The following is a 17,566-nucleotide window of genomic DNA, read 5'->3' as shown; positions in this document are numbered from 1 at the left end:
ATCTTAAATGTTTTAATCCTGTAAATCCTCAAATCCTGGATATCCTGATTCAGACAAAAAATATTTAATGTTTTAATCCTGTAAATCCTCAAATTCTGGACATCCTGATTCAGACAAAATATCTAACCCCACAACCTCCTTCCCGCTTTCCCATTTAATCTTTCATGGGTATCCTTTAATAAAGCAGGAATATCTAAATTTTCAGGACATTTCGGTAAACAATTACCGCATTCTGTACACCGATTTCCTTTCATTCCGGGAAACCAATGACCCGCATTTTCAAACATTGCATAACGATATTTTCCATAATCAATCATATCATAAGCAAATGCTAAATTTCTTAATCTTAAAACTTCAGGAATATTGATATTTTCAGGACAAGGTAAACAAGCATAACATTGACTACATTTATCAGTTGCTAAAGTTTGATTTTTATGATTTTCTAGGTTTTTAAAAACTTTTATCTCTTCCGTTGTTAACTCATTAATATTATGAGAAACTGCCAAAGGTGCAATTAATTCTTCTGGAGTTGCAGCACCGACGCTTAAAGTTGTAATTCTTGAATCACTCAATAAAAACCGATAATTTAATTCTAAAGGTGTAAATGGTTGACACAGTTCTTTTAATTTATCTGGTGGTGTGTAAAGTCTTCCTCCTTTATCAGCAGGAGAAATAATAAATACACCCATATCTTTTTCTGTTGCTGCTTCAATCGCTAAATTATTACGTTGGAAAAAATAATAATAATGCAAATTCACAAATTCAAATAAATCTGTATTAATTGCTGCCAAAATAATTTCTAAAGCACCATGAGTAGAAAAACCAATATGTTTAACTCTGCCATCATTTACAGCTTCATGAACAGCTTGCATACAGCCGTTTTTAGCTTCTACCCATTCTAAATGTTGCCTAGTATTTAAACCATGAATACCCAAACAATCTAAATAATCTATATTTAAACGTTGTAAAGATTCATCAATACAGCGCCTCATGGTGTCAGTATCAGCATAGGGAGGAATTTTCGTAGTGATATATAATTGATTTCGTGGTACTGATAATCCGCTTTTTATTGCTGTTCCTAAATATTCTTCGCTTTTACCATAACCCCTAGCGGTTTCTATGTGATTAATACCTAAAGATAAAGCTTTTTCAATGGTTTTATGGGCAGTTTCTACGCTATTTAAATAACGCATTGTCCCCAAAGAAAACACCGATAATTTTAAATTTGTTTTACCAAAACGGCGATATTGCATAATGGGTGATTGGTGATTGGTGATTGGTGATTGGTGATTCAATTTTGGATTTTGGATTTTGGATTGTTTTTGTCAATTCCAATCTAAAATCTAAAATCTAAAATCTAAAATTTTTCTCCCCAGTCACCAGTCCCCAGTACCCTATTTAACCATCACTATTACCGAATCGCTTGATTAAATCTTCAGGACGAAGATTAGAAACGAACTCCCGGAAAGCTTGTTGTTCAGCTTCATCAGCATCACGATCAACGGGAATAGAAGCATCTGCTACCACTTCTTCCATTACCCAAATCGGTGCATTTGTCCTTAAAGCAATGGCGATCGCATCACTAGGACGAGAATCTATTTCTTTTTTTACCTCTCCTTGCTGCACAATTAAAGCAGCGTAGAATGTATCCTTTTGCAAAGAATGAATTATCACCTTTTCTAAGGTCATATTCCATGCTTCCAAAACATTCACCATCAAGTCATGAGTTAAAGGTCTAGGGGGTTTTTGATGCTCCATAGCACCCATAATCGCCCTAGCTTGATCCTGACCGATATAAATTGGTAAAGCCCGACGATCTGAACTATCTTTCAGGAGTACAATCGGACTACGGGTTATGGCATCTAAAGCTATACCAGCGACTCTCATTTCAATCATTGGCCAACCCTCTAAAATCCTTGTATTGCTTGAGTGCTATGTGGCAAAAAATACCCTTGATTGGGTTTTTCTAAGACAGAAGTAAACATAGGGCTTTTCTTCTTTATAATCGCTTCTATTAAACTGCTACATAAAACCCAGATAATCTGGACTTTACTCCTGATTTTATTGGCAATATGAGAGCAGTTATCTCTCTTTCGGCTTAAACGCTTATCCTTTGGGAAGCGATTTATAGCCAAATACGAGCAATTATTGTCCGATATGTGGCAGTATATAAGGCTTTATCGGAATATAAATCTCCACCCGATGACTCCGAACTTGTAGTAAACACCAGAGTACGTCAAAATGCTCTCCTCAAATCATAATCGTCTTACCCAAGTATGCCTTGAGATTGATGTTAATGTGTGACTGTTCAGCAATCAAAAAAAAACTTCAGAAATTGTCTTTAAATGTTTTACCTTTTTGTGCGGAATTATCAGTTAATTTCAGCCAAAATTAAGCAATAGGTGATTGGGGACTGGTGATTGGGGACTGGTGATTGGGTAATTAATCATATTTTTCCCAATTACCCATTACCAATTACCAATTACCAATTACCAATTACCAATTCTTAGCAAACTTGTAAATAGAGTTAATTTGGTAGAAAAATCATGTTTACAGGATTAATTCAAGGATTAGGTAACATTAAACCCTTATCTAACAATTTGTGGCAGATTACTTTTGTCAGCCACTCGGATGCCATTATGCACGATTTAACTTATGGCGATAGTGTAGCAGTAGATGGCGTATGTCTCACAGTGGAAGAAATTTTAAAAGACGGTTTTATTGCCACTGCTTCACCAGAAACCCTGCGCCGTACCACTTTAGGGAGAGAAGAAACCCAAGCCGGATATGTCAACCTAGAAACGTCGCTGCGAGTGGGGGGTAAGGTAGGAGGTCATTTTGTCATGGGTCATGTAGACGGGATGGGAGAATTAATTTCAGCAGAACAGACAGCAACCTCCTGGGAAATGACCTTTGTAGCACCGGAGGCGATCGCTCGCTATATCGTCCCCAAAGGTAGCATCGCCATCAACGGTATCAGTCTCACCGTAGCCACCTATCAACCCGAAAACTCCCAGTTTACCGTCGCAGTCATTCCCCTTACCTACTCGGAAACAAACCTGAGTTGTTTAAGTTCTGGTAGTTGGGTAAACTTAGAAGCCGATATCCTGGGTAAATACGTGGAAAAATTCATTTCCCCAGGCAAAACACCACATCAAGAGGACATTACACCCGCATTCTTAATAGAACACGGGTATTTATAGGGAATAGGGAATAGGGAATAGGGAATAGGGAACAGGGAACAGGGAACAGGGAACAGAAGGCAACAGGCAAAAGGCAAGAGGCAAAAGTTAATATTCTCCCCCTGCTAGAAAGCTCCCTGCTCCCCTGCTCTCTTCACTGTCACCTGTCACCGTGGCGTAGCACCTGTCACCTACCTTGCCTGTGCTGTTCTGTTGTTGTACACCAAGTTATTCAGTCCTGCTTGTAACTTCACACCGGGGTCAACAGCAACCCAACCGTTGGGTGTGAGGTGGCGGACTTCAAAGTGTAGGTGAGGACCAGTAGAGTTACCAGTGCTACCCACACGACCGATCACCATTCCTGGTTCTACCCACTGACCAGGACGAACTAAGATGTCTGACATATGAGCGTAGAGAGTTTGTTGGGCAGAACTGTGATTAATAATCACGGTTAAACCGTAACCACCAATCCAGTCAGCGGTTTCTACTTGACCTCTGGCTGCTGCTAAAATTGGTGTACCTGTGGGCGCTCCTATATCTGTACCTGCGTGGAAACGGCGATCGCCAGTGATAGGATGTATCCGCCAACCAAATAAAGAAGTTACTGGCGCAGCAAAAGATAAGGGAAAAGTTACTCCTGAACTACCACCACGGTAAGCAAAGGCGCTACTGTAAGGAACTTGTGGTAAAACCGCTGCCAGGGCAAAATCATAAGATACATTACTCGGACGTGGTGCTATATTATCCTCAGCCATTGGCGCGGGTAAACTGCCAAAGCTGGGGGCGATGGGTGTAGCACTAACGGTTGTAGTCGGGGAAAACTCGCTGGGTTGAGGAATAAACCGATTTGGACGAGAAGCGGTTTTTGTAGAACTGCTAGTATTTGTTTGGGCATTACGCCAACTCTGATTATTATTAACAGCACCAGCAACCGTTTTCACTACACTCTGGGGTTCTGAGTTAGACTGAGCAGCTACTGGTTCTGAGTTAGATTTAGTGGCTACTTGCGGTGTTTTTGGCGTTTTTTCTAAACTAGCGGTTTCACTTTTTTTGATCCAAGTAGGTGCTGATTTTTTGGGTGCATCAGCTACAGTAGGGGTATCAGTGGCTTTTTTACCACAAGCACCAGCAGCAATTTCTCTTTTAGAAAAAACCGCTTCACAACCGCTAGACCTTTCTGTAACAACTACAGAACTGGGTGGTTCATAGTTGCTAGTTGCAGTCCCATTGTATTCGGTGGGGTCAATCTGGGTGTTATTGTAATCTTTGGTTTTCCTCGCTGTGGCGCTGCCAGTATCCTTAGCATTATTGTTTGCTGGTTTAGCTACTTCTGCGGGTTTTTCAGGTGCTGAGTTAACAGAAGTCTCTGGTTTTTTTACCTGTGACGTTTCCGCTTTCGGTTGAGAAGTTTGAATGATGACAACAGGTTGAGAATTTTCTGCTTTTGGTTGAGACTGTCTCACCGGTTCTGCTGTTTGGGAAACTTCTTTATTATTGAGTTTCTTTTTCAGTCTAGCTCTGCGTTCAGCAAAATCAGGTTGGGATTTTACTGCTTCTGGGGTAGCAGTTTCTTTTTTTGCTGTCTCTGTTACGGTTGCTTGGGAACTTTCAATAGTGGGAACAATGTGATCTACTGATGATTCAGTTTGAGCAATTACGAAGCCACCACTTAACAGGCTAACACTACTCAACCAAGTCAGGGCTTGGGCTGGTAATGTAGAAGCAAAGCGTTTTGTTGTTAAACTTTGAGTTCGCTTATTATTCCAGCGGTCATGGGCAGATTTATGGGGCTGCGTCATTTTTTCTCTCAGTTGTGTGTAATAAGTTTAAAGAAGATGATGTGCTTAAAAAGTTAAACAGAAATTAAACAGAAATTAAACCGAAGATTTAGCGTAACCCAAACTGATTGTACCGGGTTCTACAGAAATTTCTGCTTTTATCAGTTCTGTCCTATTATATTCAGCCATTTGTAAGCGAAGATTTCCTTCGGGTGTCACTCCAACAACAGTGCCTAAAAGATTATTCACATACACCTGATCACCCATATTTGTCAGTAAATGCAGATAACGAGACAGTAGTATGCTTATTCCTTCGTTGTTTAGACACTCTAGACCGGATTCTATTCCTAGTAGAATGGTAGCCGTGAGCATTTCTAGTCCAGAAATAGCTTGATAATTTTGGGTAGTTTGCCAGGATTTTAAGTTGATGCCAGTTTCTGGTACTGGGTTAGCCCAGTTTATACCTACACCAATCACTGCTTGGGTAATATGCCCTTGATAAACCCTGGTTTCTGTTAAAATGCCGCCTAGTTTACGACTATCTAATACTAAATCATTCGGCCATTTTATTCCTACTGTTATGCCACACTTTCGTAAGTGTGAAGCAATGCCCCAAGCAGTAGCTAGGGTGAGTTGATAACTATTGGTGACTTCTAGTTGAGGAGCGATCGCCACTGAAAGGTATAAACCACCTGTAGGAGATAACCATTGTCTTCCCCATTGTCCCCTACCTGCTGTTTGTTGGGTAGCAATAACTACGCTTCCTGGTTTTGCTCCTTGGGCGATTAATTCCCATACCATTTGATTAGTTGACGGGAGACTGTCAAAAATGTGTAGAGAAAATGGTACATAAGGTTGCTTACGCCCTAAGTGCAAGAAATTTTCTAAAATTTGCTGCTCAAATTCCACAGTTATTCCCCTAAATCCCGTTGATCAAGTTAGCATTGATTGGCGGTTTTGTATTTTTTGTTTGGGTTTGGTTGAAAATGCACACTTGGCACTGGCACAATTGGGAAGGTCTACCTTACCTGACTTGTAATCTTTTGACACCTTGGCCTCATGGTTTTTTTACCCAGCAGTTTTGGCCACGTCTACCGCAGGAGTTAACAAAGGTACTGCAACCAGAAGCTGCTGCTTATCGTTTAAAACAAGTTCACGGTAATACTGTTTTGACTCCCCAAGAGGTAGATGAACATTTAAACAATAATGATGATGAGTTGGCGTTAGCAGATGGTTTAATCAGTGAAAAACCTTTACAGGCTGTTTGGGTGGCTTCTGCTGATTGTACACCGGTGCTGATTGGGGATGTCAAAATCGGACAGGTAGCGGCTTTACACGCGGGTTGGCGGGGTACAGCAGCGCAGATTGTTCCCCAAGCCATTAAAAAGATGCAATCTCAAGGTAGCAAATTAGAAGATTTACGCATTGCTATGGGTCCTGCGATCGCCGGTGAAGTTTACCAAGTTTCCGTGGCAGTGGCGGCGGAAATTGGAAAAGCTATTATACCACATAGTGAACCAGAAAAAATAGTTGCTGCTTTACACGATTTACCTGATTCACCTTTATTACCGGATGCAGAACCGGGAAAGGTGCGTTTAGATGTGCGTCGTGTTAATGCTTTGCAGTTAGAGCAGTTGGGATTTAGTGGAGAACAAATTGCGATCGCTCCTTACTGTACCTATCAATCTTCTGAACACTTCTTTTCTTATCGTCGAGAAAAGGAGAAAAAGGTTCAATGGTCAGGAATTGTTAGTTTATCTTAATTTCCTGTCAGTAGTAACATACAGCAGGAGTCAGGAGTCAGGAGTAAAACTAGCTTAGTGTATAGGTTTCAATTTAGATTCTGTACCTAATGGATCTGCAATCTGCTGTAATGTTTGATGTGTTACCTTTGTATTGAGCATGGCATGAGCATTTCTATTTAATTGGCAAAATTTTTAGTGTTTTTAGTAAGGTGGGCATTGCTCACCTGAAAAATTGTGGATAGCTATATTCATTTGTGTCGAAAAAATGCGGTACAAAAAAGTTGAATAAATGCCGACTCAGGTATTTACACCTCTTGTTAAATCCCATCCGAAAATTTCTATTAAATTTAAGTTAACAATAGAAGTCATTATATCATTAATAATTGTCATGGGGGTTGGGGTTTTGTGTTACCCTGCTTTCTTCTCTAGCATCTGTTACCTAGTTTATCCCCAAACTATTTGCAAATTCAAAACAAAACCCGGTAAAACATCTTCACCTGATAATTCTTGAGGAAATTCTAATACTTCCACTGGTTTACCAAGACGATAAATTTCCACTTGACGCATTTTACGATTAATCAACCAACCTAATCTTACTCCATTATTTATATATTCCTGCATTTTTTCCTGAGTTTCTTCTAAACTATCACTGGGTGACATTAACTCTAATACAAAATCGGGTGCGATTGGTGGAAACTTTTCCTGTTCTTCGGGTGTGAGTGCATCCCATCTTTCTTTTTTTATCCAAGCAACATCAGGAGAACGGTTTGCACCATTGGGAAGTTTAAAACAGGTGGAAGAATCAAAACAAACTCCTAATTTATTTTGACGATTCCAAAAAACAAAATCTGCCGAAATTTCAACATTACGTTTTCCTGTTCCTCCTCCTGTGGGTGACATAATCTGGATTTCTCCTTTTGCATTTCTTTCAAATTTAACTTCAGGATTTTCTCGACACAATTGATAAAATTGATGGTCTGTGAGTTGGATAATAGGATTTAAGTTGACGGTGATCGCTGTCATAATCATCTCTGGTTATATATATCAACTCGTATCTCAATAATAAATGAACTTGGTATGATTTGGTTATGCTATTTAAGAAAATTTACTTTAAAGCATCCTTTAATAAATCCCGATGCAAAAATGCCCCATTTACCAAAGATTGTATTTTATCAGATGACAAAGCATTACCATTTTGATAAAAATCAAACCAAGTTTTACTAATTAAATCTACATCATCGGGTATATTTTCTAAATCCCATCCTGGTATTTGTAAATCTTCCATCAAACGGTTTATCTTGGGATCATAACTCAATGCAAAACAACGACAACCTTCACTAGCTGCCATAATTAAACTATGTAGACGCATTCCAATAACCATATCTACACCCTGAAATGCCCCTTTTAAAATTTCCGGTTCTTCTAAACAAAGAATCTTACTATTATCTGTTAATTGCAGTTGAATTTTTTCGGCAATTCCTAAATCTTCGCTTTTTTGAAATGGTAAGATTAAAATAAAGGCTTGGGTAGCTGTTTGTAACTCCACCAAAGCACGAGTTAAATTTGCTAATCTAGTTTCTGTAAGTTGGGGATGATTTCTTAAAGTAACTGCAATTCTTGGTTTTGGTAAATCTGCTAATTCTGCTACTGATTGCGACTTTAACGCCCAAACTGGATCAGGTGCAAGAATATGTGGTATATTCCAACTTGATAATAAAGTCGAACTAGAGCGATCGCGTACACTGACTTGAATACAACCTGCAAAATTCCCCTTTGCTAACCAGCGAGTTTGCGGACGCAATAAAGGTCCTATTCCCTGTCCCCAAGCTATAGTTTTTAATTTTAGGACTTGAGCGATCGCCATTAATCCGCCATAATAAAAAGGGCTAATGGTACTGGTAACATCCTGCATTAAACTACCACCACCCCAGATGAAAACATCACAGGAACGTAAAGCTTGAATTACCTGTAAAAACGCCATGCGGTTGTAACTTTCCACACCATAACGCCGACTCGTTTCTTCAGGATTTCCAGAAAGCACCACAGGGGTGACATGAGGTGGTAACATTTGTAAAAGTGTAGCTAACAAAGCTTCATCACCACCATTACCTTTACCGTAATACCCAGATAATAAAACACGCATCTTCAATAATTTTGGATTTTAGATTTTGGATGTTGGATGTTGGATGTTGGACTTACGCTGTGATCATGGAAAAATAAACCGCAAAGGACGCAAAGGACACAAAGGAAAGAGGTTTTCAGAGGTATGGTACGTAAGTCCTGATATTTTAGATTTTGGATTACCAATTTTTTTAGCTGACAGTAGGGGTAAAGCAAGAGCTTCAATGGTATCAACTTAGCGTAAAACCGATAACCCGACTGGGAATGAATTCCCAGTCTCATAGCAAAAGTCATCTAAAGATGACTAAAAATACCAAGAAATTGATAGTTTACTAAAGTAAACTTTAGCTATTAGCCATGAAATATGGCTTACGCCGAGCTACGCTATCATTTCATGGCCGGTGTGGAAGCTAACAGATAAGGGATTTTTCGGTTAAGTTGACACCAATAAGCATTGCTAGACCCCTACCACTGACAACTGATAACTGACAACCGACAACTGACTACTGACTATTATGCACGCTCTTTCGATTCCCACCTGGATTATTCACGTTTCTAGTGTCATTGAATGGATAGCCGCTATTTGGTTAATCTGGAAATATGGTGAACTGACAAAAAACCGTAGTTGGTGGGGATTGTCCTTTGCCATGTTACCAGCTTTAATTAGTGCTATGTGTGCTTGCACTTGGCATTATTTCGACAACCCCGAATCCCTAGAATGGTTAGTCACCCTCCAAGCTACCATGACATTAGTGGGTAATTTTACCCTTTGGGCGGCAGCAGTGTGGATTTGGCGTTCTACCAAGTCTGCAACCAAAATTGAAGCAAAAACCATCAAATCAGAACCATGATATCAAAAGAAACCCTCTTTGCCCTGTCTCTGTTTCCCTATTTGGGTTTCTTGTGGTTTATTAGCCGTAGTCCGCAAATGCCACGTTTAGCCCTATATGGATTTTACGGTACTTTAGTATTTGTCGGTATTACCATTCCCGCCGGCATCTATGCCAAAGTTGCTTATGGAGAAGCTTTAGCCAATATAGACTGGTTACATGGCGGCGCTGAAGTATTTTTAACCCTCGCTAATATTTTAGTCGTCTTGGGTTTTCGTCAAGCTGTGCAAAATTTAGGGAATAAGGAATAGGTGACAGGGGGAGCGATGCGATCGTGTTAGATCGGGTTTTAATTCTCAATTAAATTGCCTAATTCTCAATAAATACATATTTTCTGCCGCGATCGCACCCCTAAATAGGTGATCACCCGAAATTTAAGCACCTCACAAAATCGCATTGCTCCCTGTGAATACCTATGTGCAGATGATTTTTTGTCTCTCTACCCCCCCTGCATAACTTCTTCTTTTTGTCAAATTTCATGTTAAGAAAGATGTTTATAATGGATAGCTGATCAAGGGGGTTAGGGGGGATCTCAATTCCTAATCAAAAATACACCCACTACGCGCAGGAACATTCAAATCAACACTCTGATTATTCCATTTTATATCCCCATTTCCAAACAATAAATTTTGTGGTTTACTTTGTAAATTACCACTATCAAAACTAACTGTAACCGACTCCTCTCCCACATTTACCGCAATCATTAACTCCTCATTTTCCCAACTTCTTATAAACACATACAGCGTACTTTCCGCATAAATAACTTGATAACTTCCCACCCTCAAAGCTGGATATTGATGACGTAAATAAATTAATTGTTTGTGAGTTTCCAGTATTTGCAAATTCCAATTAGCTTCTAAAGGAAACCCACGACGACAATCAGGATCTAAGCCACCAGGTAAACCTACTTCATCACCATAATACACACTTGGCGCACCGGGAAATGTGAATAATAGTAAAGTTGCTAATTCTAAAGATGCAACATCACCACCTGCAATAGTTATTAATCTCGCTGTATCGTGACTTGCTAATAAGTTAAGTTGTGTAAGTTGAATTTCCCAAGGGTAAAGCTTTAATAAGTCCTCTATTTTCTCCGCATATTCAGCAGCAAATAAAGGTGGAGATGTTTCATAATCTCGCCCTTTTACCATTTCTAAATTTACACGATTTCCAGCAGTAAAAGCAATAGTTGGACCCGTAAATAAATAATTCATTACCCCATCAAATTGTGTTCCATCCAACCACTGACGGGAATCTGTCCACACTTCCCCCACAATATAAGCATCAGGATTTATTGCTTTTACCCTATCTCTAAATTCTTGCCAAAAACCGGGAGTTTTTATTTCAAAAGGTACATCTAAACGCCAACCATCAATACCGAATTTAATCCAATATTCGGCAATTTCCATAATATATTCCCGCACTTCTGGGTTATCATGATTAAACACCGGTAAAGAACGAATACCCGCCCAACTTTCATAATTTGCAGGTGCATCACCCGTATAAGGTGCAAGTGGCCAACCTTGAATTTTAAACCAATCTACCCAAGGTGAATGAGGTCCATTTTCTAATATGTCGTGAAAAAAGAAAATCCCCCGACTCGCATGATTAAAAACCCCATCCAACACAATTTTAATATTACGTTGATGTGCTGCATCTAGCAATTCTTTAAATGCTGCATTTCCTCCCAATAAAGGATCAACTTGATAATAATCATGGGTGTGATAACGGTGATTACTTGCAGATTGAAAAATTGGAGTAAAGTAAATAGCGTTAACGCCTAAACTTTGAATATAATCTAATTGTTCTAAAATCCCCCATAAATCCCCACCTTTATAACCTTGTAAAGTTGGAAAACTATCCCAATCTTCCCATTTTGGATCATTTAATAAACGTTTCCGGGGTTGTGTACTTTTAGCGAATCTATCGGGGAAGATTTGATAAAAAACGGCGTGTTTTACCCAGTCTGGTGTGTGAATCTGCATAATTACCCGAACATAAATTTACATAATTGTCACAAATTTTAACCTTTGGAGAAGTTATTGTTTCACTTAAAATTATAGTCAACTACCTAAAGATAGAGTATGATTAAATAAAAATCACATTAATTAAAACTTTAACAAAGGTTAAATCAGTGAAACGCTTAGTTCAATTTCCTTTAGAAGATGGTAGCTACATCCTTGTAGAAATAGATGAACCTGAATCAGAAGAAGGGTTGAGACGTATTGGACGTGGAGAGGATATACTCCTAAAGACAGAACAGACCTTTGAAACTGCATTAGAAAGAATTAAACCCATCGCTAATACCATCATTAATAAGCTACATCAATTAAATCAGCCTGCTGACGAAGTAGAAGTTAAGTTTGGTATCAAAATGAGTGCTGAAGCAGGGGCAATTATCGCTAGTGCTAGTGTTGAAGGTAACTATGAGATTACCCTGAAATGGAAGAAAGATTAGATATTAAAGATTAAATATTTATTAATACTTCGTTTGATACAGCGAAGCAAGCTATAGTCAGGATATTTACCTGTAAGGGTACGGTAGTAGGTACTGGTTTTTTAGTCTGTGAAAATTATATAGTCACTTGCGCTCATGTTATTGCTCAAGCATTGGGAATTAAACAAGATGTTAAAACTCGACCCAATGAAGATATACTTTTAGATTTTCCTTTCATTAATCCAGAAATTCAACTAACAGCTAATGTTGTTTTATGGCGACCTGTTCCCTCCGCAGGGGAAGCTTCAGTTGCAGGTAAAGAAGACATTGCTATACTGAAGTTAAATAATTCTCCACCTGCAAATCTTAAACCTGTAAAACTATTTGTAGAAACAAATTTACGGGGTGACGAATTTCTCACTTTTGGTTTTCCTGTAAACCACGATGATGGTTTAGAAGCGGGTGGAAAATTAGGAGGAAAACAAGCCGCAGGTTGGGTACAAATAGAAGGGGGAGAGGTAGGAACAAGACTAGAAAGAGGTTTTAGTGGTGCGCCTATTTGGGATGAAAAACTCAAGGGTATTGTCGGGATGGCTGTTGCTGCTGATGACAGTCGTAAAGAAGCTAAAATAGGTTTTATGATTCCTGTTGAGGAAATTGTTAGGGTTTTTCAAGAAGAAAATAATTGTCTTAATCATCTACTAATTTTACATAAATCGAATATTTGGGGTGTTGTCCCTAGAACATACAGAACCACTATTTTACTATTAACCTCTTTATCAATTGTATTGTTTACTATTGGATATATTCCCCATCTAGAAAAGATTATAAGTCAAGTATTGGGTGTGCCAACAATCAAGCAAAAATGCAATGAATCATACTCAGGTAATCCAAAAGATGCTCAAGCAATTGGTGTTGCTACAGTTTACAGTAATAAAACAATTAGTGATGGTATTGCTGAAGCCAGTCTCATCCAAGAATTAGATAGAAGCAATATCAATAATCTCGTATTATGCCGCATCGAAACAGCAATTCCTGATAATCAGGAGGCTAAGAAAATAGCCAAGATTTTAGAGAAACAATTTTCAACTGTAGTGATAGTTTGGATAAATAAAGGAGCTACATCATTTATTGGTGGGGTAGAAGTATCAGCAAAAGAAAAAGATGCTGGAAGTGTAGACTTACCATCTGGAAAAATTGCAGATTGGACTTCTGATTTTGAAACGGAAGATTTACCATCTTTAGTTACAATTTTAACTAAACTTGCCATCAGCAAAAGTTATTATTTTCAAGGAAATATTCAACAAGCTAAAGAAGTTTTAGTTATGGATAATAACATAGCTAGAGAATTAGCAAAAAATCCTAAAAATAGGGAGAGTATAGCTAATGCTTACTTCTTTAAAGGATTTTTGTTTAATAACTTTTTACAAGAAGGTTGTCAAACTCTTGATGATTGCAATAAGGCTGTAAAATCATATACAGAAGCCTTTAATTTATCAGGAGAAAAGTTATATGTAGCTCTTTTAAATTTAGGTAAAACCTATGAGAGATTAAATAAATTTACTGCTGCAAAATTAGCATATACAAAAATAATTGATGCTCCTTTAGCAGCTAATGATTTAATCATAGACTCTCTTAAAAATAGAGTTTTAATATTTATTAAAGAATCTAATTATCAAGCAGCAAAAGCAGATTTTCAAAAATTAATTGAGCGAGATAGTATTGAAGGACATTTATGGCGTGCTGAGGTTTATACTCAACATTTACATCAATATGATGTAGCTATTGAAGATTTAAAATATGTAATTTCTCAAGATAATAATATACTATATTATCACTTTTTGGGTCTTGTTCAACTACGAGCGAATAAACCGGAAGTTCGGCATACCTATAGAAAAATTAAATGTTTTACACAGGATCTAGCAAATGTAAGTACCATTCAATATATCATGGAAGATTTACAAAAACTGTCCGAGAGAGAACCTAATATGACTGATAGAATAAACACAGTTCTGAATGATTTGCAATCACAATCTACTTCAGAAAATATTCCTTGTGAATAACTGAATTATTAACTATTACATGGTACTTCTTGACAAAACTTCTTTGCACCAAACTGCCGACAAATTTTCTTATATAGTTTACCATCTTCCTTTTCATAACATCCCTCGGATGAACTAAATCTTAATTCACCAGCATTCCATCTGAGAAAAACATCAAGTGCTAAATTGTCTCTACCTGTAAGATTTGCTTCAGGTCTAATTACTTCATCTAATTTCTTAATTAAGCTATGATTAAATTCCAAAAATTCTTCATCAATTATTGGTTGCTCACTGTGAATAATATCTTGAGGATTTATATTATTAATATCTGATTCGGTTTCAGGTTCATTTGCTGTGAATGTGTTCATATTCACAACCCTTGAATTACTTGTATTTTCAGGTGTAATTTCTAATATTACTTCTTCTTGTGTCACTGCTCCCCACCCGACGGAATACTTGTCTTGATATGTTGACTTATCATCTATTTTTTTAACTTTGTTGTCAACTAAAACACATCCTATTTCTAAACCAATTAAATTATAATTCAGTTGCTTAATTCTTAAATATTCTTGGATGTATAATTCGGCAATATTTAAAAGCCGATATAGTAAGATTTCTGGTACTAATGTGCTTGGATCTTTCTTGAGTAATTGTTTAATTTCAGACTGACTTAACAAAGGTTGATTTATATCAAAGGAAGTAATTTGTTTTTGCAACATATAGAAAAGTTTTTTGTTATTAGGATATATTTTATATTTTGATATTTCATTTATATCATACATGCATCAGAAAAAGGTATAAAAAATATTTACAGTTATTAATTTATATTAAGTAATCTTCCTAAGCTTTGGGACATTGAATTTACATATTTTTGATTGGTAAGAAAAGTATTGATCTTTTTTCCCTGCCCTGCTTCCCTGTCTGTCTGAATATGGAAATTAAAGGTTTGACAGCTTATCTAAATAACTTGGATTCCATTCTAAGCTATTGCGCTATTGCTGGGTTTTTCTTATTCTTTGCTTCTCAAGTTTACGTAAACTATTGCGATCGCCACCTGTCTTCCCTCCCCAGTCACTCTTCTTATTAATACATTAGTTCTATAATCACCCGGTAGACCCCAATCTCAAAAATTCTTCCTCAAGATTCTTTGATCCCCCCTTATCAGTTGCCACCGATAGTCCTAAACTGTAGATGAGAGTTGAAAGGCAGTCTGGAGAAATTTTGTGAAAAAAGTTTTAGCAATCATTCTTGGTGGAGGTGCGGGTACACGACTGTATCCCTTAACCAAACTCCGCGCAAAACCCGCAGTACCCGTAGCTGGCAAATATCGTTTAATAGATATCCCAGTTAGCAACTGCATAAATTCAGAAATCTATAAAATCTACGTTCTCACACAATTTAACTCAGCCTCTTTAAATCGCCATATTACCCGCGCTTACAACTTCGGTGGCTTCAGTGATGGGTTTGTAGAAGTGTTAGCAGCACAACAAACTCCAGAAAACCCCAACTGGTTCCAAGGTACAGCCGATGCTGTACGTCAGTATCTCTGGATGTTGCAGGAATGGGATGTAGACGAATTTCTGATCCTTTCTGGTGATCACCTCTACCGTATGGATTACCGTCAGTTTATCCAGCGTCATAGAGACACAAATGCTGATATTACCCTTTCTGTTATCCCTATTGATGATCGCCGTGCTTCCGATTTTGGTTTAATGAAAATCGACAACTCCGGTAGGGTGATTGACTTTAGCGAAAAACCCAAGGGTGATGCTTTAGCCAAAATGCGCGTTGATACTACCATCCTGGGGTTAACCAAAGAACAAGCCGAATTACAACCATATATCGCCTCAATGGGCATATATGTCTTCAAAAAAGACGTTTTAATCAAACTGTTGAAAGAATCTTTAGCACGGACTGATTTTGGTAAAGAAATTATTCCTGATGCCGCTAAAGATCATAATGTTCAGGCATACTTATTTGATGATTACTGGGAAGACATCGGAACAATAGAAGCTTTTTATAATGCGAATTTGGCATTGACTAAGCAGCCTCTTCCACCCTTTAGCTTCTACGATGAAGCAGCACCAATTTACACCCGCGCTCGTTACTTACCACCTTCTAAATTATTGAATTGCAATATTACAGAATCAATGATTGGTGAAGGTTGTATTTTGAAAAACTGCCGAATTCAACATTCAGTTTTGGGAGTGCGATCGCGGATTGAATCAGGTTCTATAATTGAAGAAACCCTGATTATGGGTTCAGACTATTACCAACCATCGGTAGAACGTCAATGTAGTATAGAACAAGGTGATATTCCCGTTGGTATTGGTACAGATACCATCATTCGCCGAGCCATCATTGATAAAAATGCCCGCATTGGTCATGATGTGAAAATTATCAACAAGGATAACGTCCAAGAAGCTGAACGGGAAAAACAAGGATTTTATATCCGTAGTGGGATTGTAGTTGTTCTCAAAAATGCCGTGATTCCTGATGGAACAGTTATTTAGTCAATGGTAATTGGGCAAGAAGGGAACAGGGAACAGGGAACAGGGAACAGGGAACAGAAGGCAAGAGGCAAAAGGAAAATAATCTATTCTCTATTCTCTTTACTGTCATCTGTCACCTGTCACCTGTCACCTATTCCCAATGACTAAACTACTTTTACTAATTGGTCTTCCTGGTAGCGGTAAATCAACATTGGCTGCACAATTACTAACAGAATGCCCTCAGATGCAACTCATTTCTACAGATGCTATCCGAGGGCGGCTTTTTGGTTCTCAAGCCACTCAAGGTCCTTGGTTTTTGATTTGGCAAGAAGTTGAAAGACAGTTTCAACAAGCCACTATTGCCAATATACCCACCATTTTTGATGCTACTAACGCCCAAAGAAGAAATCGCCGGGAAGTTATAGAATTAGCCCGTCACACTGGTTTTACTCACATTACTGGTATATGGGTAAGAACTCCCGTTTGGTTATGTTTAACACGCAATAAAAAACGCGATCGCCAAGTTCCAGAAGACGTTATTTTGCGAATGCACCGCCAACTTCGGGACGCTCCCCCCAGCTTAGATGAAGGACTAGATAAAATACTTTATAAGTCAGGTGGGGTGATTGGTGATACAATTTTTGATTTTTGATTTTTGATTTTGGATTTTGGATTATTTTTGTCATCTCCAATCTAAAATCTAAAATCTAAAATTTTCTCCTCCTGCCTCCTCAAGAGTACGGTAATTTCGCTGGAACTTTGAGCGACAACCACACTGGATTTTTGCTATTCTTTGCTAATTTAGGATTATCATCCTGTTTCCGGGCATTAGACCAGGCAAACAGTAAATCTCAATATCTTAGAAAAAAAACATAACCT

Annotated in this window: 16 protein-coding genes; 8 read left to right on the top strand and 8 right to left on the bottom strand. The window is 38.1% G+C overall.

The genetic code is table 11. The features are described from left to right. Positions 1-122: 122 nt before the first annotated feature. Together IQ237_RS17085 and IQ237_RS17080 are read right to left on the bottom strand one after the other, a co-directional pair. Positions 123-1,253, bottom strand: coding sequence for an aldo/keto reductase (locus tag IQ237_RS17085; RefSeq protein ID WP_194057236.1), 1,131 nt, complete (start codon positions 1,251-1,253; stop codon positions 123-125). Between the two features lie 145 nt (positions 1,254-1,398). Beyond that, positions 1,399-1,896: a bifunctional nuclease family protein gene (locus IQ237_RS17080; protein ID WP_194057234.1), complete on the bottom strand. Its 498-nt coding sequence runs from the start codon at positions 1,894-1,896 to the stop codon at positions 1,399-1,401. A 650-nt stretch (positions 1,897-2,546) separates the two neighbouring features. Here IQ237_RS17080 and IQ237_RS17075 point away from each other — a divergent pair. Next, the gene (locus tag IQ237_RS17075) at positions 2,547-3,203 is read left to right on the top strand and encodes a riboflavin synthase (protein ID WP_194057232.1); all 657 of its coding nucleotides are present in this window, start codon (positions 2,547-2,549) and stop codon (positions 3,201-3,203) included. Between the two features lie 170 nt (positions 3,204-3,373). On the opposite strand, the gene IQ237_RS17070 is transcribed toward IQ237_RS17075, so the two are convergent. Both IQ237_RS17070 and IQ237_RS17065 read right to left on the bottom strand, forming a co-directional pair. After that, positions 3,374-4,981: a peptidoglycan DD-metalloendopeptidase family protein gene (locus IQ237_RS17070; RefSeq protein ID WP_194057231.1), complete on the bottom strand. Its 1,608-nt coding sequence runs from the start codon at positions 4,979-4,981 to the stop codon at positions 3,374-3,376. A gap of 75 nt (positions 4,982-5,056) precedes the next feature. Then, positions 5,057-5,869 (bottom strand): biotin--[acetyl-CoA-carboxylase] ligase, encoded by an 813-nt coding sequence (locus IQ237_RS17065; protein ID WP_194057229.1) that lies wholly within the window; start codon positions 5,867-5,869, stop codon positions 5,057-5,059. Between the two features lie 77 nt (positions 5,870-5,946). On the opposite strand from IQ237_RS17065, the gene pgeF reads away from it, so the two are divergent. Continuing rightward, entirely contained in the window at positions 5,947-6,723 is a 777-nt protein-coding gene (gene pgeF, locus IQ237_RS17060) for a peptidoglycan editing factor PgeF (RefSeq protein WP_194057227.1), read from the top strand. A gap of 426 nt (positions 6,724-7,149) precedes the next feature. Here the strand turns inward: pgeF and IQ237_RS17055 are convergent, their stop codons facing one another. Continuing rightward, positions 7,150-7,728, bottom strand: a complete 579-nt coding sequence (locus tag IQ237_RS17055; protein WP_194057225.1) for a Uma2 family endonuclease — start codon at positions 7,726-7,728, stop codon at positions 7,150-7,152. Between the two features lie 82 nt (positions 7,729-7,810). Beyond that, complete coding sequence (gene csaB, locus IQ237_RS17050) at positions 7,811-8,848, bottom strand: polysaccharide pyruvyl transferase CsaB (protein WP_194057223.1); 1,038 nt, start codon at positions 8,846-8,848, stop codon at positions 7,811-7,813. 493 nt (positions 8,849-9,341) lie between these two features. On the opposite strand from csaB, the gene IQ237_RS17045 reads away from it, so the two are divergent. Together IQ237_RS17045 and IQ237_RS17040 are read left to right on the top strand one after the other, a co-directional pair. Beyond that, complete coding sequence (locus tag IQ237_RS17045) at positions 9,342-9,677, top strand: DUF2499 domain-containing protein (protein WP_194057221.1); 336 nt, start codon at positions 9,342-9,344, stop codon at positions 9,675-9,677. Beyond that, entirely contained in the window at positions 9,674-9,967 is a 294-nt protein-coding gene (locus IQ237_RS17040) for a DUF3593 domain-containing protein (RefSeq protein WP_096572145.1), read from the top strand. The genes IQ237_RS17045 and IQ237_RS17040 overlap by 4 nt, the downstream gene beginning before the upstream one ends. 288 nt (positions 9,968-10,255) lie before the next feature. On the opposite strand, the gene IQ237_RS17035 is transcribed toward IQ237_RS17040, so the two are convergent. Then, the gene (locus IQ237_RS17035; protein WP_194057218.1) at positions 10,256-11,701 is read right to left on the bottom strand and encodes a glycoside hydrolase family 13 protein; all 1,446 of its coding nucleotides are present in this window, start codon (positions 11,699-11,701) and stop codon (positions 10,256-10,258) included. A gap of 149 nt (positions 11,702-11,850) precedes the next feature. Here IQ237_RS17035 and IQ237_RS17030 point away from each other — a divergent pair, with 149 nt between their 5' ends. Beyond that, the gene (locus tag IQ237_RS17030; protein ID WP_194057216.1) at positions 11,851-12,174 is read left to right on the top strand and encodes a CU044_2847 family protein; all 324 of its coding nucleotides are present in this window, start codon (positions 11,851-11,853) and stop codon (positions 12,172-12,174) included. A gap of 14 nt (positions 12,175-12,188) precedes the next feature. Continuing rightward, positions 12,189-14,216, top strand: coding sequence for a tetratricopeptide repeat-containing serine protease family protein (locus IQ237_RS17025; protein WP_194057291.1), 2,028 nt, complete (start codon positions 12,189-12,191; stop codon positions 14,214-14,216). An 8-nt stretch (positions 14,217-14,224) separates the two neighbouring features. Here IQ237_RS17025 and IQ237_RS17020 read toward each other — a convergent pair whose 3' ends face one another. After that, on the bottom strand, positions 14,225-14,914 hold the full coding sequence (locus IQ237_RS17020) for a hypothetical protein (protein WP_194057214.1): 690 nt from the start codon (positions 14,912-14,914) through the stop codon (positions 14,225-14,227). A 504-nt stretch (positions 14,915-15,418) separates the two neighbouring features. Here IQ237_RS17020 and IQ237_RS17015 point away from each other — a divergent pair. Both IQ237_RS17015 and IQ237_RS17010 read left to right on the top strand, forming a co-directional pair. Beyond that, positions 15,419-16,708, top strand: coding sequence for a glucose-1-phosphate adenylyltransferase (locus tag IQ237_RS17015; RefSeq protein WP_194057212.1), 1,290 nt, complete (start codon positions 15,419-15,421; stop codon positions 16,706-16,708). A gap of 139 nt (positions 16,709-16,847) precedes the next feature. Then, on the top strand, positions 16,848-17,339 hold the full coding sequence (locus tag IQ237_RS17010; RefSeq protein WP_194057211.1) for an AAA family ATPase: 492 nt from the start codon (positions 16,848-16,850) through the stop codon (positions 17,337-17,339). Positions 17,340-17,566 lie beyond the last annotated feature (227 nt).

The sequence above is a fragment of the Sphaerospermopsis sp. LEGE 08334 genome (assembly GCF_015207205.1).
Lineage (GTDB): Bacteria > Cyanobacteriota > Cyanobacteriia > Cyanobacteriales > Nostocaceae > Sphaerospermopsis.
This window is presented reverse-complemented; position numbering and strand designations above follow the sequence as displayed.

Bases quoted from the DNA above. Each gene is read 5' to 3' on its own strand.
- IQ237_RS17080 (WP_194057234.1), bottom strand. From the start codon at position 1,896: ATGATTGAAATGAGAGTCGCTGGTATAGCTTTAGATGCCATAACCCGT.
- IQ237_RS17075 (WP_194057232.1), top strand. From the start codon at position 2,547: ATGTTTACAGGATTAATTCAAGGATTAGGTAACATTAAACCCTTATCT.
- IQ237_RS17010 (WP_194057211.1), top strand. From the start codon at position 16,848: ATGACTAAACTACTTTTACTAATTGGTCTTCCTGGTAGCGGTAAATCA.
- IQ237_RS17045 (WP_194057221.1), top strand. From the start codon at position 9,342: ATGCACGCTCTTTCGATTCCCACCTGGATTATTCACGTTTCTAGTGTC.
- IQ237_RS17070 (WP_194057231.1), bottom strand. From the start codon at position 4,981: ATGACGCAGCCCCATAAATCTGCCCATGACCGCTGGAATAATAAGCGA.
- IQ237_RS17055 (WP_194057225.1), bottom strand. From the start codon at position 7,728: ATGACAGCGATCACCGTCAACTTAAATCCTATTATCCAACTCACAGAC.
- IQ237_RS17035 (WP_194057218.1), bottom strand. From the start codon at position 11,701: ATGCAGATTCACACACCAGACTGGGTAAAACACGCCGTTTTTTATCAA.
- pgeF (WP_194057227.1), top strand. From the start codon at position 5,947: ATGCACACTTGGCACTGGCACAATTGGGAAGGTCTACCTTACCTGACT.
- IQ237_RS17085 (WP_194057236.1), bottom strand. From the start codon at position 1,253: ATGCAATATCGCCGTTTTGGTAAAACAAATTTAAAATTATCGGTGTTT.
- IQ237_RS17040 (WP_096572145.1), top strand. From the start codon at position 9,674: ATGATATCAAAAGAAACCCTCTTTGCCCTGTCTCTGTTTCCCTATTTG.
- csaB (WP_194057223.1), bottom strand. From the start codon at position 8,848: ATGCGTGTTTTATTATCTGGGTATTACGGTAAAGGTAATGGTGGTGAT.
- IQ237_RS17020 (WP_194057214.1), bottom strand. From the start codon at position 14,914: ATGTTGCAAAAACAAATTACTTCCTTTGATATAAATCAACCTTTGTTA.